This is a genomic window from Sphingobium sp. CCH11-B1, assembly GCF_001556865.1.
Lineage (GTDB): Bacteria > Pseudomonadota > Alphaproteobacteria > Sphingomonadales > Sphingomonadaceae > Sphingobium.
Genome location: NZ_LSJY01000112.1, coordinates 1 through 16,300 on the forward strand (window position 1 = coordinate 1; position 16,300 = coordinate 16,300).

The 16,300-nt window shown below is 64.9% G+C and carries 22 protein-coding genes; 13 read left to right on the plus strand and 9 right to left on the minus strand.

Annotation, left to right across the window (positions count from 1 at the left end; genetic code table 11):
• Positions 1 to 612 (plus strand): thioredoxin (locus tag AX724_RS24045; protein ID WP_066766457.1); only part of this gene is annotated, 612 nt, incomplete at its 5' end.
• An 18-nt stretch (positions 613 to 630) separates the two neighbouring features.
• Here AX724_RS24045 and AX724_RS11670 read toward each other — a convergent pair.
• Genes AX724_RS11670 through AX724_RS11680 form a run of 3 tightly spaced genes read right to left on the minus strand, consistent with a single transcriptional unit; the run spans position 631 to position 2,592 of the window.
• Positions 631 to 1,536 carry a pirin family protein gene (locus tag AX724_RS11670; RefSeq protein ID WP_066766460.1) on the minus strand — a complete coding sequence of 302 codons (906 nt, stop codon included), beginning with the start codon at positions 1,534 to 1,536 and terminating at the stop codon, positions 631 to 633.
• On the minus strand, positions 1,533 to 2,240 hold the full coding sequence (locus AX724_RS11675) for a glutathione S-transferase (RefSeq protein WP_066766462.1): 708 nt from the start codon (positions 2,238 to 2,240) through the stop codon (positions 1,533 to 1,535). Before AX724_RS11675 ends, AX724_RS11670 begins: the two co-directional genes overlap by 4 nt.
• 52 nt (positions 2,241 to 2,292) lie before the next feature.
• The gene (locus AX724_RS11680) at positions 2,293 to 2,592 is read right to left on the minus strand and encodes a BolA family protein (protein ID WP_066766463.1); all 300 of its coding nucleotides are present in this window, start codon (positions 2,590 to 2,592) and stop codon (positions 2,293 to 2,295) included.
• Between the two features lie 44 nt (positions 2,593 to 2,636).
• On the opposite strand from AX724_RS11680, the gene AX724_RS11685 reads away from it, so the two are divergent.
• From AX724_RS11685 to AX724_RS11710, 6 genes are all read left to right on the plus strand, one after another.
• A complete protein-coding gene (locus AX724_RS11685; RefSeq protein ID WP_066766470.1) occupies positions 2,637 to 3,254 on the plus strand; it encodes a J domain-containing protein in 618 nt (205 codons plus the stop codon).
• Between the two features lie 237 nt (positions 3,255 to 3,491).
• Complete coding sequence (gene cobS, locus AX724_RS11690; RefSeq protein WP_066766704.1) at positions 3,492 to 4,499, plus strand: cobaltochelatase subunit CobS; 1,008 nt, start codon at positions 3,492 to 3,494, stop codon at positions 4,497 to 4,499.
• Positions 4,500 to 4,538: 39 nt separating this feature from the next.
• Positions 4,539 to 4,961: an OsmC family protein gene (locus tag AX724_RS11695; RefSeq protein WP_066766489.1), complete on the plus strand. Its 423-nt coding sequence runs from the start codon at positions 4,539 to 4,541 to the stop codon at positions 4,959 to 4,961.
• Positions 4,958 to 5,731, plus strand: a complete 774-nt coding sequence (locus AX724_RS11700; RefSeq protein ID WP_066766492.1) for a tyrosine-protein phosphatase — start codon at positions 4,958 to 4,960, stop codon at positions 5,729 to 5,731. The genes AX724_RS11695 and AX724_RS11700 overlap by 4 nt, the downstream gene beginning before the upstream one ends.
• Entirely contained in the window at positions 5,728 to 7,554 is a 1,827-nt protein-coding gene (gene cobT / locus AX724_RS11705) for a cobaltochelatase subunit CobT (protein WP_066766495.1), read from the plus strand. Before AX724_RS11700 ends, cobT begins: the two co-directional genes overlap by 4 nt.
• 42 nt (positions 7,555 to 7,596) lie before the next feature.
• Positions 7,597 to 8,067, plus strand: coding sequence for a GreA/GreB family elongation factor (locus tag AX724_RS11710; protein WP_066766498.1), 471 nt, complete (start codon positions 7,597 to 7,599; stop codon positions 8,065 to 8,067).
• 85 nt (positions 8,068 to 8,152) lie between these two features.
• Here AX724_RS11710 and AX724_RS11715 read toward each other — a convergent pair whose 3' ends face one another.
• The 3 genes from AX724_RS11715 to AX724_RS11725 form a co-directional block, all read right to left on the minus strand.
• Positions 8,153 to 8,644: a Dps family protein gene (locus tag AX724_RS11715; protein ID WP_066766501.1), complete on the minus strand. Its 492-nt coding sequence runs from the start codon at positions 8,642 to 8,644 to the stop codon at positions 8,153 to 8,155.
• Between the two features lie 107 nt (positions 8,645 to 8,751).
• Complete coding sequence (locus AX724_RS11720) at positions 8,752 to 9,318, minus strand: TMEM165/GDT1 family protein (protein ID WP_066766503.1); 567 nt, start codon at positions 9,316 to 9,318, stop codon at positions 8,752 to 8,754.
• Positions 9,319 to 9,330: 12 nt separating this feature from the next.
• Positions 9,331 to 9,654 (minus strand): hypothetical protein, encoded by a 324-nt coding sequence (locus tag AX724_RS11725; RefSeq protein ID WP_066766506.1) that lies wholly within the window; start codon positions 9,652 to 9,654, stop codon positions 9,331 to 9,333.
• A 210-nt stretch (positions 9,655 to 9,864) separates the two neighbouring features.
• Here AX724_RS11725 and rpmG point away from each other — a divergent pair, with 210 nt between their 5' ends.
• On the plus strand, positions 9,865 to 10,032 hold the full coding sequence (gene rpmG, locus AX724_RS11730; RefSeq protein WP_021226203.1) for a 50S ribosomal protein L33: 168 nt from the start codon (positions 9,865 to 9,867) through the stop codon (positions 10,030 to 10,032).
• 173 nt (positions 10,033 to 10,205) lie between these two features.
• Here rpmG and AX724_RS11735 read toward each other — a convergent pair whose 3' ends face one another.
• Together AX724_RS11735 and AX724_RS11740 are read right to left on the minus strand one after the other, a co-directional pair.
• Positions 10,206 to 12,083, minus strand: a complete 1,878-nt coding sequence (locus AX724_RS11735) for a PhoX family protein (protein WP_066766508.1) — start codon at positions 12,081 to 12,083, stop codon at positions 10,206 to 10,208.
• Between the two features lie 133 nt (positions 12,084 to 12,216).
• Positions 12,217 to 12,579, minus strand: coding sequence for a response regulator (locus AX724_RS11740; protein WP_197421556.1), 363 nt, complete (start codon positions 12,577 to 12,579; stop codon positions 12,217 to 12,219).
• Positions 12,580 to 12,645: 66 nt separating this feature from the next.
• Between AX724_RS11740 and AX724_RS11745 the strand changes: the two genes are divergently transcribed.
• The 5 genes from AX724_RS11745 to AX724_RS11765 are packed head-to-tail and all read left to right on the plus strand — an operon-like array spanning position 12,646 to position 15,927.
• Positions 12,646 to 12,948 (plus strand): DUF3572 family protein, encoded by a 303-nt coding sequence (locus tag AX724_RS11745; protein WP_066766512.1) that lies wholly within the window; start codon positions 12,646 to 12,648, stop codon positions 12,946 to 12,948.
• Positions 12,945 to 13,604 (plus strand): hypothetical protein, encoded by a 660-nt coding sequence (locus AX724_RS11750; RefSeq protein WP_066766514.1) that lies wholly within the window; start codon positions 12,945 to 12,947, stop codon positions 13,602 to 13,604. Before AX724_RS11745 ends, AX724_RS11750 begins: the two co-directional genes overlap by 4 nt.
• Entirely contained in the window at positions 13,601 to 14,065 is a 465-nt protein-coding gene (locus tag AX724_RS11755; protein ID WP_066766518.1) for a RidA family protein, read from the plus strand. The genes AX724_RS11750 and AX724_RS11755 overlap by 4 nt, the downstream gene beginning before the upstream one ends.
• 40 nt (positions 14,066 to 14,105) lie before the next feature.
• Positions 14,106 to 14,801, plus strand: coding sequence for a glycerophosphodiester phosphodiesterase family protein (locus AX724_RS11760; protein WP_269454153.1), 696 nt, complete (start codon positions 14,106 to 14,108; stop codon positions 14,799 to 14,801).
• Positions 14,794 to 15,927, plus strand: a complete 1,134-nt coding sequence (locus AX724_RS11765; protein ID WP_066766521.1) for a GNAT family N-acetyltransferase — start codon at positions 14,794 to 14,796, stop codon at positions 15,925 to 15,927. The genes AX724_RS11760 and AX724_RS11765 overlap by 8 nt, the downstream gene beginning before the upstream one ends.
• On the opposite strand, the gene AX724_RS11770 is transcribed toward AX724_RS11765, so the two are convergent.
• On the minus strand, positions 15,928 to 16,224 hold the full coding sequence (locus AX724_RS11770) for an SEL1-like repeat protein (RefSeq protein ID WP_066766523.1): 297 nt from the start codon (positions 16,222 to 16,224) through the stop codon (positions 15,928 to 15,930).
• Between the last annotated feature and the right edge of the window lie 76 nt (positions 16,225 to 16,300).

The following is a 16,300-nucleotide window of genomic DNA, read 5'->3' on the forward strand; positions in this document are numbered from 1 at the left end:
CCGATCACGCCTGCACCTCAGACCGTCGAGCCTTACCCGGCGCCGTCCGAACCGGATGTTGCGGAACCGGTGATTGCGGAGCCCGAAACGGCGGCGCAAAATCATCGGTTCGACGACATCTATGCCGGCGTTCGCGGGAGCGCCGAGGACGCGGAGGCATGGACAGATACGCCGCCCCCGGCGAAGCGGCGCCGCAACGTGCTGAAGCTATGGACCTATGCCGCCGCCGCTTTCTGCCTGATCGTCGCGGCGGCGGGCGGGGCGCTTTATTATTTCGGCACACCTGGATGGATGGTGTCGATGGGCCTGCTGTCGGAAGAGGGCGATCCCGACCTGCTATTCTATCTGTCGAAGCCCGCCGAGCGGCGCAAGCTGCCGACCGGGGAGGAATATTTCGCATTCGGCGCGCGGATCGTGAACAGCGGAGCGGAGACATTGCCCGTGCCGCCGGTGCTGGTGCAGTTGCGCGACCGGCAGAATCGCCTGGTGTTCAGCTGGACCACCAAGGCGGACAAGACCCGACTGAAACCCGGCGAGGAAGCGTCGATCAACGAGAGCCGGATCGACATTCCCAAAAATGCCGAAAACCTGTCGCTGACGTTCGTCCAGTAGCGCCATGCCGGGCGGCGTTCAGGGATAGCTGACCGTCTTAGGCCGGCCCTGAGGGATGGGAATGAATTCCTGATCGTCGCCGGGGATGAGGGGAAAGCGCAATGCTTCCCAATCTTCGCGCGCCTGCATCAGGCGGTCGGGGCGCGACGACACGAAATTCCACCAGACGTGGCGTGGCGAGGTGAAGGCGTCACCGCCGCACAGCACGATCCGTCCGCCGTCGACGCTCGACAGCGTCGCCGATATGCCGGGGCGCAACACGTAAAGCGTCTGCGGAGTCAGCATCAGCCCGTCCAGCATCGCGTCGCCACCGGACACATAGAGCGCGCGCTCGTCGGTCGAGGCGTCGATCGCGATGCGGCCGCCAGGCATGAGCTGAATATCGGCATAGATGGTGTGGGCGTAGGTCGTCACCGGCGAAGTCTCGCCCCAGAGCGACCCCATGATGACCCGCGCCCGCGCCGCGCCATCGTCGATCACCGGCAGCGCGTCGGCCGCCACATGCTCGAAGGCGGGGTCCATTTCCTCCACGGCGTCGGGCAGGGCAAGCCAGGTCTGGATCGCGGAGAGCTTGGACGCCTTGGCACGGTCCTCATCAGGTGAGCGCTCGGAATGGACGATGCCCTTCCCGGCCGTCATGAGGTTGACCGCGCCCGGCTCAATGCGTTGCTGCGTGCCCAGCGAGTCCCGGTGCAGGAAGGCGCCCTCGTACATATAGGTGACGGTGGCGAGGTTGATGTGCGGATGCGGGCGTACGTCTATCCCCTGCCCCGGCCCGAACTGCGCCGGCCCGGCCTGGTCGAAGAAGATGAAGGGGCCGACCATGGTGCGTCCCTTGACCGGGAGCGAGCGATGCACCTTGAAGTCGCCAAGGTCATGGGTGGTGGGCGTCACGGTCTGCATGAGGAGGTCGTCGAAGGTCATGGCGCGTCCAGTTCGGGATAGTGGCGGAATAGATCTTCGCCACTGAAGGGAAGCCGCCGGTCACTGCCGAGATAGTCCTGCAATTCAGGCAGGGCCGCAACCCTGTCATGGAGAACGGAGAGTTTCGGAAATGCGTCGCAAAGCGTCGCCATGCGCAGGGGGAATGCGTAGCGCAGCCCGGCCAGGAGATGGAAGAGCGAGAAGTCCGCATAGCTCCAGCGCCCGCCGCCCAGCCAGTCGCCTGGCTGGGCGGCAAGAGCGCGTTCGAACCAGTCCAGATATTTGGGGATGCGCCGGTTGCGAAACTCCTCCGTCCGGCGCAACGCTTCGGCCTTCTGGTCCTCATAATAGAGATCGACGCCGACCGGATGGTGCGCGTCATGCGCTTCGGCCACCATGTCCATGATGGTGAGTTGCACCTGTGCCAGCCAGTAGCGCGCCTTCATGCCGGAAGGGCCACATTCGTGCCGTTCCGACAGGTAGAAGAGGATGTTCGCGGTCTGGGACACCGTTGCGCCGTCGATCGACAGATAGGGCGGCGCGAAAGCCGGCCCACGATCATGACGCGCCATGTCGGCAATGAGGGCTTCGGCCCCCTGCTCTCGCGCGCAATCATGATAGGGGATGCCGCAGGCTTCGAGCGTCAGCCGGACGAATTCGCCCCGCCCCGTGATGCTCGGCCAGTACCAGAAATCATAGGCCATGGCTGTCATGCTCCTTGTCGGGGAGCAGAACCCGCGAGCGCGCCCGAAAGTCTCACGCCTCGCCGGGTGCGCGGGCTTTGATGGCGAGGGCGTGGACCTTGTCGCGCAGCAGGTCGGCAAGCGCGCTGTTCACCAACCGCTGGCGGGCGACCCGGCTCTCTCCGATGAACCGGCTGGCGGTGATGTCGACGGTGAAATGGCTTTCCCCCGATCCGTCATGCCCGGCATGGCCGCGATGCTTTTCGCTGTCGTCGATGACCGCGAGTTGCTCCGGCGACAGGGCAGCGCGCAGCCGCGCCTCGATTTCAGTGGCGATCGGGCCTGCCATTGGGCCTTTGAGGTCGGTGGTCATCTTTCCTATATAGACGGTTTGCCCAGACTTTCATCAGGACCATCTTGTCTACCGATCCTTTTTCGACCCGTCGCTTCAACCGTTTCCACGGGCGCGTGGAAAGCGACCGCCCCTGCGCGGTCGAGGGCTGCCCGGAACCCGGCGAGTTCCGGGCGCCGCCGCTGGAAGACGGCCCATCCCATCGGGAAGGGCCGCGCTGGCGCTGGCTGTGCCTGGACCATGTGCGCGCATTCAATCAGGGCTATAATTTCTTCACCGGCATGAGCCCGGAGGAGATCGCCGCAGCCCAGCGACCCTATGCGGGGTGGGAGAGGGAAACCCGCGCCTTCTCCTCCAACGCCACCAGCCCGCCACCCAAATGGTCGGACTTTCAGGATCCGCTCGACGCCATCGGCGCGAAGTTCCGCGAGCGGGTGGCCAAGGCGCGCGAGGCGAACCAGATGCGGCAGGATGGCAAGTTTCTGTCGGGCGAAGATCGCAAGCAACTGGCCGTCATGGGTCTGTCCATCGACGCGGACCGCAAGGCGCTGCGCACCCGCTACACCGAATTACTGCGGCGGTATCACCCCGATCATAATGGCGGCGACCGCAGCCATGAAGGCGCCTTGCAGGATGTAATCGAGGCCTATGGCCATCTGCGCAAGGCAGCCGCTTTCGCTTAACTTCGCATATTTCCCGCAGAATTCGACATTTCATTACGGGAATAGGATATTTTCTGTCCAATCGCCCCTGACCATCATCGTGGGGATCATGGCGAAAAAGCAGTGGATAGGACAGGAACAGGCCAGTTCGTGCCGAAGGGCCGCTTGATCGGTACGACCCGAGGCCCCACTCTATCGACACGCCCCGAATGGATCGGATAGGGGCGGATGACAGACTCGCAGAAAGATGATGTGCCGATGACCGACATTTCCAACGTCCAGCCGGACGCCCGCGCCGATACGCTGCTGGACGCGCCAGACCGCGAGGTGGACGCGCGGGAGGTTTTCGGCGTCGATGTGGATATGAAAATCCCCGCCTTTTCCCAGGCCGACGAGCGGGTGCCGGACCTCGACCCCGCCTATGTGTTCGATCCCGACACCACGCTCGCGATCCTGGCGGGTTTCGCGTTCAACCGCCGCGTGATGGTGCAGGGCTATCACGGCACCGGCAAGTCGAGCCATATCGAGCAGGTCGCCGCCCGCCTGAAATGGCCCTGTATCCGTATCAACCTCGACGCGCATATCAGCCGCATCGACCTGGTCGGCCGCGACGCCATCGTGCTTAAAGAAGGCCAGCAGGTGACGGAATTCCGCGAAGGATTGCTCCCCTGGGCGTTGCAGCGGCCGGTCGCGCTCGTGTTCGACGAATATGATGCGGGACGGCCCGACGTCATGTTCGTGATCCAACGCGTGCTGGAGACGGACGGCAAGATGACGCTGCTCGACCAGAACCGGGTGATCCGCCCCAACCCGCATTTCCGCCTGTTCGCGACCGCCAACACGGTGGGACTGGGCGACACGACCGGGCTTTATCACGGCACGCAGCAGATCAATCAGGGCCAGATGGACCGCTGGAACCTCGTGGTGGCGCTCAACTATCTGCCCGCCGCGACCGAAGCGCAGGTGGTGCTGGCGAAGTCGGGCGAATATGATCATGAGGGCGGCCGCAAGGAAGTCGAGAATATGATCAAGGTCGCCGAACTGACGCGGCAGGGCTTCATCAACGGCGACATCTCCACCGTCATGTCGCCGCGTACCGTGATCAGCTGGGCGCAGAATGCGCTCATCTTCAAGAATGTGGGCTTCGCCTTCCGCCTGTCCTTCCTCAACAAATGCGATGAGGCGGAACGGGCGCTGGTGGCCGAATATTATCAGCGGGTATTCGGGACGGACCTTCCCGAAAGCGTGGCGAGCCGGGCGAACTGAGGGTTCGCCCCGGCACTTCAACGGTCGGGAGATGAAAGCATGATCGTCGTCGAGCGGATCGATTCCACGGGCGGCACCGCGCACCGCGTCAGTATCCGCGGGCATGAGATCGTGGCGGATATGTCTGCGCCCGACGGCGATGACGCCGGGCCGGATCCGCATGACCTTTACGATTCGGCACTCGGCGCGTGCAAGGCGATGACGATGCTGTGGTATGCGCAGCGCAACGGCATTCCCGTGGAGGACATCCATGTCGGTGTCGTCCGCGACGCGAGCGGGGAGCGGCAGGGCGTCTACAAGCTGACGACCCGGATCGCCGTCACCGGCGCGATCACCGACGAACAGCATGACAAGCTGATCGCGGTCGCCGCCAAATGCCCGGTCCACAAGCTGATGAGCGAAGTGGAGACGCAGATCGAGACAATCGCCGTGCCGCGGGTCGGCGACCCGGAGCGGATATGAGCGTGGCCGCCGCAGCCGTCCTGCCGCTGGCCAGCGGGTTCAATCTGCGTGACTTCGGCGGGCACGCGACCCGTGACGGGCGGCGCGTTCGCCACGGGATGCTCTATCGGTCCGGCACCATGGCCTTGCTGACCGACACGGATGCGCAGACGCTTCGCACGCTGGGCATCCGCGCGATCTGCGATTTCCGTCGCCCCAGCGAGCGGCGCGAGGAGCCGACCTCCTGGCACGGCCCGGACGTCGATTATTATTGCCGGGACTATAGCGAGACGAGTGGGGTTCTTGGCGAGGTCCTGCGCGCAGAGAACGTCACCGCGGACGACATGCATGCCACGATGGTCGCCATCTACCGCACCATCGCGACCGATCACGCGGAATCCTACCGCGCCATGTTCCGTCAGGTGCTGGACGGGCGGCTGCCGATCCTCATCAACTGCGCTGCGGGCAAGGACCGGACCGGCGTGGGAGCGATGCTGATGCTCGCCGCTCTCGACGTGCCGAGGGAGACGATCCTCGCCGACTATCTCGCCACGAACGAGCATGCCGACTGGCACTGGCGGCTGGCGCAGAATGATTCCCGGCTGGCCCGGGCGCTGCGCGAACGGGCGGACGTGGTCGGGCCTGTTTTGCGCGCGGACGCCGCCTATCTGGAGGCGCTGTTCGATGCGCTGGATGCGCGCTACGGCGGCGTGGAGAAGTATCTGCGCGACATGCTGGGCGTCGATGAGGACGCTCGTTCGACCCTTCGCGCCCAGTTGCTGACGCCGTGACCGAACGATCCCCCCTCGACGCGTTCAAGGATGTGCTGGCCGGCGCGGCGCGGGCGATCACCCGTGACGCGGAGGTGGAGGTCGGCTTCACCGCCGACACCCCACATGCAGCGGGCAAGGCAATCAAGGTGCCGACCCCCGGCCGGGCGCTGCCCGCTGATCAGGTGGCGCTGGCGCGCGGTTTTGCCGACGCGTCGGCGCTGAAGCTGCGCCATCACGACGCGCGCGCCCATGCCGCCTCCGCGCCTGGCGAGGCCGTCGCGCGGGCTGTGTTCGACGCGGTCGAACAGGCACGCGTGGAGGCGATCGGGTCGCGGTCCATGGCGGGCGTGCGCGACAACCTCAACCATGCGCTCGACCTGCGCCTCAAGTCCGATGCGATCCGCCGCGCGCGCGCCGCCGACGAAGTGCCGCTGTCCACCGCGCTGGCCCTGAAAGTGCGCGAGCGGCTTACCGGACAGGCGATCCCCAAGGAGGCGGCGGCCGGCGTCGCCATGGTCGACCAGTGGATCGAGGACAAGGCCGGCGGCGATCTCGATTCGCTGATGCTGGCGATCGACGACCAGCGCGCCTTCCAGAAGCTGACGACCGCGATGCTGGAACATCTTCAGCTGATCGACGCCGACGTGCCGCCTGACACGGACGAGCCGGAGAGCGAAGACGAGGGCGAGGATCAGGAAGACCAGCAGGAGGAAGGCGAGAGCGGCCAGGAAGAGGCCGGCGACAGCGATATGAACGCCGAGGCCCGCGCCGAGGACAAGGGCGGCGATACAGAGGAAGGCGAAACCGACTATAGCGACGAGTTCGACGCTGACAGCGACGCGGGCGCGGACGACATGGGCGAAGAGGGCATGATGCCGGTTCGGCCCAACCGGCCGATGTCGGACCTGCCGCCCGGTTTCGATTATAAGCCCTATACGACGAAGTTCGACGAGGTGGTCGCGCCGGAGGACCTGTGCGACGAGGACGAATTGGTGCGGCTGCGCGGCTTCCTGGACCAGCAGCTCGTCAGCTTGCAAGGCGCGGTGACGAAGCTCGCCAACCGGCTCCAGCGCCGCCTGATGGCGCAGCAATCGCGGTCCTGGGATTTCGATCAGGAGGAAGGGCTGCTGGACGCGGCACGGCTGGCGCGGATCGTGATCGATCCGACCCGCTCGCTCTCCTACAAGATCGAGCGGGATACCGAATTCCGCGACACCGTCGTCACGCTGCTGATCGACAATAGCGGCTCCATGCGCGGTCGGCCGATCAGCATCGCGGCGATCAGCGCGGACATCATGGCGCGCACGCTGGAGCGCTGCGGAGTCAAGACCGAGATATTGGGCTTCACCACCCGCGCATGGAAAGGCGGACAGGCGCGCGAGGAATGGCTCGCCGCCGGACGGCCACCGATGCCGGGGCGTCTCAACGACCTGCGCCACATCATCTACAAGAAGGCGGACGACCCGTGGCGGCGCGCGCGCAAGAATCTCGGCCTCATGATGCGCGAGGGGCTGCTCAAGGAGAATATCGACGGCGAGGCGCTGCTGTGGGCGCATGCGCGGCTGATCGCGCGGCAGGAGGAACGGCGCATCCTGATGGTCATTTCCGATGGCGCGCCGGTGGATGATTCGACGCTGTCGGTCAACAGCGGAACCTATCTGGAGCGGCACTTGCGACAGGTGATCGAATGGATCGAGAACCGGTCGCCGGTGCAGCTCGTCGCGATCGGCATCGGTCATGACGTGACCCGCTATTATCGCCGCGCCGTGACCATCATGGATGCGGAACAACTGGGCGGCACGATGGTCGAGCAGCTTGCCGGGTTGTTCGACGAGGATTGACCGGCCCGTCGGCCGCTGTGCCCGCCATGTCAGGAGAGGACGATGAGCGTCGCCTTTCGTCGCGAGAGCGATGATGAGCATATGGAGCCCAAATTCGAGCTGCCGATCCCGCCCGGTCCCAACTGGGTGACGGCGCGGGGATTGCGGCTGACGCGGGAGAAGGTCGCGGCGCTGGAGGCGGTCGACACGGCCGCCATGGAAGAAGAAGCGGCCAAGAAGCATAAGCGGCTGCTGCGCTACTGGCGGACGCGGCTGGCGACGGCCCAGTTGCGGGCCGTGCCCGATGCCGCGGCGGTAGCGTTCGGGACGCGCGTCACATACCGGCTGAACGGGCAGGAAAAAACCGTCAGCTTGGTGGGAGATGATGAGGCGGACCCCAATGAGGGGCGGATCAGCTTCTCCTCTCCCCTCGCCCGCGCAATGATGGATGCCGAGGTCGGGGAACGGCTGGACTTTGCAGGGAAGCCCGAGGCGCTGGAGATCGTCGCGATCGACGTGGCGGAGGAGAACTGATCGTCTTGCCTTCGCTTCGAGCGCGGTCGAGGAATAGCGCTACTTCCGCTTTCCCGCCGACGCCCGAAACGAATGGAGATGGGATTTAGGCGCCGCGGGCCGCCTCGAACAGGAACCAGGCGCGCTGTTCGGCCTGATCGGTCCAGTCGTCGACAATGCCTTCGGTCGCGTTATCGCCCGCTTCGGTGGCGGCCGCCTTCACTGCGCGGAAGGTTTCGACCAGCGCCAGATTGTCGTCGCGCAACTCCTTCAGCATGTCAGCCGGGCTGACGAAATCTGCGTCATTGTCCTTCACGCTCTGGCGGCGGGCAATGTCGCCGATCGAGCGCAGGGTGGTATTGCCGGTCTTGCGCACCCGTTCGGCAATCAGGTCGGTCACCGCCAATATTTCCGTCGCCTGTTCGTCTAACATCAGATGATAGTCGCGGAAATGCGGCCCCGAGACGTGCCAGTGGAAATTCTTGGTCTTGAGATAGAGGGCATAGCTGTCCGCCAGCGCGCCGTTGAGCGCGTCTGCAACCGACTTGGTCTGGTTGCTCTTGAGGTCAGTGGGCGTCTTGAGATCGGGAGCCGTCATCCATGTTCTCCTGTCCAGAAATGATTTCGGATATATAATGATCGGGACAGGATTCGGTGCCCATTTTTTTGCCGCAGAATCGCGATCAGCCTGATGCAGATATTCGATCAGAGAAGGCCGGTCGCGGAGAGCGCGAGGGTCGCGCCGGTCAGCAGCAGGAGCGCGCCACCACTCAGCCGGATCGGGCGGATAGGCAGGAGAGCAAAGAGCCGGTCGCGCAAGAGGACCGCAGGCAGGAGCGCGGCAAGGATGCCGATCGTGCCGCCTATGCCGGCAAGCACGGGCTGGGCCGAGCGGGTGGCCGCGCCCAGGATCAGGAATTGCGGCCCGTCGCCGAATTGAAGGATGAAAAGGCCAAGCGCGGTGGTGAGAAAGGGGCCAGTCGGCCAGCCTGTCAGCAAGTCAGGCGACGAGGCCCGCCAGCACAGCCCCGCGCCAAGGAAGAGGATGGAAAGCGCCAGGAACAACAGCCGCGCGTCCGGCCCCATCATCGGGCCGATCCAGGCCCCGGCAAGGGTGGACAGGGCGGCATTGGCAATGGCTGCAGCGACAACGCCGGCGATCACCGCGCCATTCCGGTCGTAACGGGCGGCGAGCGCCGCGACCAGCAGCTGGCTTTTATCGCCCATCTCGCCCAGCAGGCAGCCGAGCAGCGCGGTCAGCAGGGCGTCCATCGGGCCGCGCGGTCAGGCGTGGAGAGGCCGGGCGGCGGCAAGGATATGGGGCGGGACCGGGATGATGGCGGCGCTCGTCCTCTCATCCCCGATCGCGTCGCGCATCAGGTCGAGATAGGACAGCATGATCGGCGCCAGTCCGTGCAGCGAAAGGGCGGTTTCCAGCGTGCCGGCCAATGCCTCAATCCTGTCGAAACCGGCGATTCGGGCGATGTGGCGGATCTGGTCGACCTCATCCTGTACCCGGGCGGCGGATATGTGGCCGCGCTGGTCGGCCACCCCGTCAACCCGGCGCATCAGGTCCGCCAAGATGGCCTGTATCGGATCATGTCGCATGGGTCGCTTCCCCTTGTGCCCCTGAGGGAGGATCATGGCGCGGATTGATTAAAGCCGCGTAAATCCTCGTCCGCAGCGGGAAAGATCCTTGTGCCAGCCTTGACATCGGGCCGAATCTGCATCATGGGGCACGGCTGAAACGGGGCGGTCCGCCACTCACCGATGGCGAGCCGCTTTTCTTTACGCATTTAAAGACCAGGGAATAGGGCCATGGCCAAGCCGGCAACCGTCAAGATCCGTCTCGTCAGCTCGGCTGACACTGGCTTCTTCTACGTCACCAAGAAGAACCCGCGCACCAAGACCGAGAAGCTGAGCTTCCGCAAATATGACCCGGTCGCGCGCAAGCATGTCGAGTTCAAGGAAGCCAAGATCAAGTAAGCCGCTGCGGGCTTCGCGCCCGCGCGCCTGATCGGACGTCCGGACAGCAAAAGGCCCGCCCTTTAGAGGAGCGGGCCTTTTGCTGTTTGCCGCCGCACCGGCTGGCCTGAGGGAAAGAGAGGGGGGAGCGTCCGCGGGGACGCTCCCCCTCTTTCCGTCATAAGTTGCGGCGGTCAGTTACCGACCGGCTGGCCATCCGTGCGACGCACCACGATGGTCGAGGAGCGCGGCGGCTGGCCCGATACCGGCCAGTTGCCGTCCGGGTGCTGGATGTTGATGAAGAAGGACTTGAGGTCCGGGGTATAGGCGATGCCGGTAATCTCGCAGCCGGTCGGTCCCACAAGGAAACGCTTCGACTGCTTGGTCGACTGATCGACATAATACATCGAGTTGTTGCCGAAGGCCTGCACCATGTTGGCTGCCGCGCCGTTCAGCGTGCCGGCGTTGCCGGTCAGATTATGGTCGGTCTGTACCCAGAGGCGACCCTGCGGATCGATGCGCAGGCCATCGGGGCTGGAGAAATAGTCCCCGTTGATGTTGCCCTTGAGATTGGCTTCGGCAAGCGAGGGATTGCCCGCCAGCAGGAAGATTTCCCAGGTGAAGCCGGTCGCCAGAGGCGAATCGCCGTTTTCACGGAACTTGATGATGTGGCCGTGCAGGTTCTGGACGCGCGGGTTGGGCGTGTCGGTAACGCGGCGACCGCTGTTGTTGGTGAGCGTCACGAAGATCGACTGCCCGTTGGGCGCAACCGTGATCCATTCAGGCCGGTCCATGATCGTGCCGCCAGCGACGCGGGCCGCCGACTGCGTGTTGATGAGCACATCCGACTGTGTTTCGAAATTGACGGTCACTGGCGCGGGGGGCGTGGTCGACTGGCTGACATTGCCGGGATCGACGGCGCCACGGACGAGGCCGTGCTGCCCCTGGACCAAAGCGCGCCATTCGCCCGTGCCATCCGCGTTGAAACGCGCGACATAGAGCGTGCCATAATCGAGCAGGTTGGTGTTGGCGGCACGGTTCGTCGTGCTGAACGCCTGATCGGGCACGAACTTGTAGATACAGCCCGGCGTCGAATCGTCCCCCATGTAGAAGGCGACGCGGTTGCTGGCATTGCTGAGATAAGCGACGTTTTCGTGGCTGAACCGGCCCATAGGGGTGCGCTTGGTCGGCGGCGCCAGTTCCTGATAGGGGTCGATTTCGACCACCCAGCCATATTGATTGTTCGGACGGGCGGTATCGAGATAGTTGTTCGTCGTCTCTTCGCAGGTGAGATAGGTGCCCCACGGCGTCCGGCCGCTGGAACAATTGTTGAGCATGCCGCGGATGGTCGTGCCGATCACGCCAGCAGCGGGGCCGCCGGTGCGATAATCGGTGTTGCCGCTGTAGCGCTTGTTGAAGCGCGAACCGGCTTTGACCGCAAATTTGCCATCGCTGCCCTTGGCGACTTCGACCACGGAGATGCCGACCGCCGACAGCACGATCTCCTTCTGCGCCTGGGTCGCGGTGGCGGCATTGTAGGACGCGCCGGAAAACAGGATATTGAGGTCGGGATATTCATGGTTGATCGCGAGCAGGCCGCCGACATTGGGATCCGTGCCGGACAGTTCGAAATATTCCATGCCGTCATGGTTGCCGCCCGCCCAGGCCGCGGTCTGGCTGACGCTGGTGGGGAAGGTGCCGGGCACGAAGGCGGTGCCCGCTTCCACCAGGTCACCCGCCTTCAACAGGACGTCCACGGTGTAGCCGGTGGGCACGGTGACGGTGTCGTTGGTGTTGATGGCGACCGACGCGAAATTGATCGCGTAGCTGGGCGCTGGAGCCGGGGTCGGCGTGGGGGTCGGGCTGGGACCGGCGGCGCCGTCATCGTCGTCGTCACAGGCAGCGAGCGAGCCGAGCAGCGGCAGCATCGACAGGCCGATGAGGCCGTTCTTGAGGACACTGCGGCGGCCGGGATTCGCCGCGACGATGGCTTCCAGGCTGTTGTCGCCCAATTCGATGGTTGGCTGGGCGTCGCGGAACAGCGCGCGCGCCTCGTCGGTCAGATGAGACATGGAAAACTACCCCTGTGTTCAGGCTGTCGGCGGAACGCCGCGCCTTGGCGGAGGGGAGGTGGCAGAGGGCGATGACGCCAGTGCTTCGAAACGAAGGCAGGAGCATGAAAGCCGCATGACAATAGGATGACGGCTAAAGCAGCGCGTTCACCTGTTCGATGAAGCGCAGGACGGAAATGGGTTTGGACACATAGGCTTGCGCGCCGGCAGCCCGGATCCTCTCCTCGTCGCCCTGCCCGGCATAGGCCGTCACCGCCATGATCGGCACCAAGGAAAGCCGATCATCCGCCTTCAGCGAAATGATGAGGTCGAGGCCGCTGACGTGCGGCAGATGGATGTCGGTAATGACAAGATCGGGCAGGAAGTCGCGTGCCTGATCAAGCACGTCGCGCCCATCGCGCAGAGGCAGCACGTCATGACCATGCGCACGCAGCAGGTCGCAAAAAAGTTTGAGGTTGAGTTCGTTGTCCTCGACAACGAGCACGCGCTTTGCCACCAGTCACCCGCGTTTCAGAAAAGCTCCGGAGCGCGCCCCATGACGCCCCACCCGCAGGGAAAGACAATGCGCCCCGACAATGCGAATGGCAAGCATGATAGCGGTCCGCAGGACGCCATCCTGGCGCTGATGGCGCTCGGTTGGACGGTGAGCGAAGAGGCACGAGCGGACCGTCTGCTGGCGCTGACAGGACTGGATGCGGGCGCGCTCCGCGCCGGTATCGACAATCCGGTCCTGCTGGCGGCGGTGCTGGCTTTCCTGGCAGACCATGAGCCGGATCTGATCGCCTGCGCCGACACGATCGGATCGACCCCCGCCGCGCTCATCGCCGCGCAGGAAAGATTGGCGCGTGAAGGGTCGAACCGATGACCCGTCCCCTCATCATCACCGATTGCGACGAGGTGCTGCTGCACATGGTGGTGCCATTCCGGCAATGGCTGGACGAGGCGCATGACGTGCATTTCGACATGCGCGAACGCGGATTCGGCGAAGCGTTGCGGCACAAGGACAGCGGGCAACCGCTGGAGCGGGCCGCGGTTTGGGAGCTGCTGCTGGGCTTCTTCGAAACCGAAATGCATCGACAGATGCCGATTGCCGGCGCAGTCGAGGCGCTGCATCGATTGTCCGACATCGCCGACATCGTCGTACTGACCAACATCACGGAACGGCATCAGCAAGCCCGCGCCCGTCAACTCGCGTCGCACGGGTTGCATCTGCCGGTGCAGTGGAACCAGGGCGGCAAGGGACGGCCGCTGGCCGCGATCGTCGCGGAACGCAGGCCGAGCGTGGCGCTGTTCATCGACGACCTGGCCGAACATCATCACTCGGTCGCGACCCATGCGGCGGGCATATGGCGGCTGCATCTGGTGGGCGAACCGGAAATCGCGGCCCAAGTGCCGCCAGCCCCCTATGCCCACGCCCGGATCGACAATTGGACCGCGGCGGAGCAATGGATCACCCAGCGACTGGCCGAAGGGCCGGCTCCCGACGATTTGCCGGCCACCCATGGAGCAACTATAGCATGAGCATCGAAGCCCGCCTTGCCGAACTCGGCATCACTCTTCCCCAGGCCGCCGCACCGGTGGCGGCCTATGTCCCGACTGTCGAGGTCAACGGCCTGCTCCACATCAGCGGACAGATAGCGCTGGGCCCCGATGGCCTTCTGACCGGCCGCCTGGGCGAGGACCGCGATCTGGACTATGGCGTCGCGGCGGCGCGCGTCTGCGGTCTCAACCTCATCGCCCAGATGAAGGCGGCGCTGGGATCGCTGGACCGGGTCGAACGGATCGTCAAGCTGGGCGCGTTCATTTCCAGCGCGCCGACCTTCACCGACCAGCCCAAGGTTGCGAACGGCGCGTCCGAACTGATGGTCGAAGTGTTCGGCGAAGCGGGCAAGCATGCCCGCAGCGCGGTGGGCGTGCCTGTGCTGCCGTTGGGCGCGGTGGTGGAAATCGACGCGGTGGTGCTTGTCAGGCCGGCGGCCTGACGCGCCTGTGGTATCCGGCCGGAGGGCTGATCCGGGCTGGCTGACCAACCGCCCTTTCGCCCATCGCGGATTGCACGGGCCGGACGCGAGCGAGAATGGGATGGCAGCCTTCAACGCCGCCATCGACGCAGGCTATGGCATCGAATGCGATGTCCGCGCCAGCCATGACGGCGTTCCCTTCGTCTTCCACGATGCCGACTTGCGGCGCATGAGCGGGCGGGCCGAAGCGATAGCCACACTGAACGCCGATGCGCTGGACGATGTGCGGCTGCCGGACGGAGGCGCGGTTCCGCGCCTCGCCGCCCTCCTTGCCTTGTGCGGCGACCGAACGCCGCTGCTGATCGAGATCAAGGCGGAAGGACCGCATGTCCGCACCCCCTGTCGGGCGGTCGCCGATGCCCTGACGGGCCGCGAGGCGGCGCCGGTCGCCATCATGTCGTTCAATCCGCATGTGGTGCGCTGGTTTGCGAGACAGCGAAATGGACAGCTGCGCGGCCTGGTGATAACCCGGCAGGGCAAGGGTCGATTGCGAAGGGCGGTGGAGCAGGCCCTTGCGCTTTGGATCGCCAGACCCGATTTCCTTGCCTGTGACGTTCGCGACCTTCCCACTGCTCTTTCCCGCCGCGCCCGGGCGCGAGGCATGCCCGTGCTGACGTGGACCGTACGCAGCGCCGCGGATCATGAGCGGGCCGCCAGGCACGCAGACCAGATCATTTTCGAGGCAGCGCGTGAGTGAGGTGACGGCGCGGATCGGATCGGGCGTGGCGGATTTTCCGCGCGACGAGTGGGATGCCTGCGCGGGCGGCGACAATCCGTTTGTCAGCTGGGACTTTCTCGTCGCCCTGGAACGATCCGGCAGCGTCGGCGGCGACAGCGGGTGGCAACCCTTGCCCATCGTGATCGACGGCGTGGGCGGGCGGATCGCCGCGGCGGCGCCAGCCTATGGCAAGAGCCACAGCCAGGGCGAATATGTGTTCGATCATGGATGGGCCGATGCCTGGGTCAGGGCCGGCGGGCGCTATTATCCCAAGATCCAGATCGCCGCCCCCTTCTCGCCGGTGCCCGGTCCGCGCCTGCTGCTGCGCGACCCTGCCGTAGCACCTGCCCTGATCGCCGGCATTGAAACGCTGGTCGAGCGGCATGGGCTGTCGTCCGCCCACGCGACGTTCATCGAGCCAGACCAGGTGCCGCTGTTCGAGGCGGCCGGCTGGCTGATCCGCGAGGACAGCCAGTTCCACTGGACCAACCGCGGCTATGCAAGCTTCGAGGATTTTCTGGCGCACCTGTCGAGCGAGAAGCGCAAGAATATCCGCAAGGAAAGGCGGCGCGCCGTCGAAGGCCTGGAAATCGCGCACCTGACCGGCCGTGATATTACCGAGGCGCACTGGGACATCTTCTGGCAATTTTATCAGGATACAGGCGCGCGCAAATGGGGGCGCCCCTATCTCACCCGCGCCTTCTTTTCCCTGCTGGGCGAAATGATGGGCGACAAGCTGTTGCTGATCCTTGCGCTGCGGGAGGGGCAAGCCATTGCGGGGGCGCTCAACCTGATCGGTGCAGATACGCTGTACGGCCGCTATTGGGGCTGCGTCGAGGACGTGCCCAACCTGCATTTCGAACTATGCTATTATCAGGCGATCGACGTCGCCATCGCGCGCGGGTTGCGCAAGGTGGAGGCCGGCGCACAGGGCGGGCACAAGCTGGCGCGCGGCTATGCGCCCGAACCGACATGGTCGGCACATCATATCCCGCATGACGGATTCCGGCGGGCTGTCGCCGAATTCCTGAAGCAGGAACGCGAAGGCGTGCGGCAGGACCGTGTCTGGCTGAACGAACGCACGCCGTTCAGGAAGGGCGGCTGATCAGGCGGCCCGCAGCTGGGTCGCAGCGATCATGGCGCGGGCAGCGCGCTGGGCTTCCGCAATTTCGCGCGCGGTCATTTCCTCGGCGATCTCGGCGCGCATCGCCTGCCCTTCCTCGCTGCCGCGCAGGGCCGCAAGGTTGAACCACTTGTGCGCTTCGATCAGGTCGATCGGCATGCCGCCGTCGCCGCAGCAATAGGCCATGCCCAGATCATAGCATTCGTCGGCCGAGCCATATGCCGCCCGCGAAAGGCGGGCTTCCATCAGAAATTGCGCGCTTTTGATGCCGTTACCCATGATGACTTCCCTGTTCCGTTCTAGCTCAATGGAATGAACCCCTTTTTCCACGAGCGGCAGGTTGGACCGGGAAGCG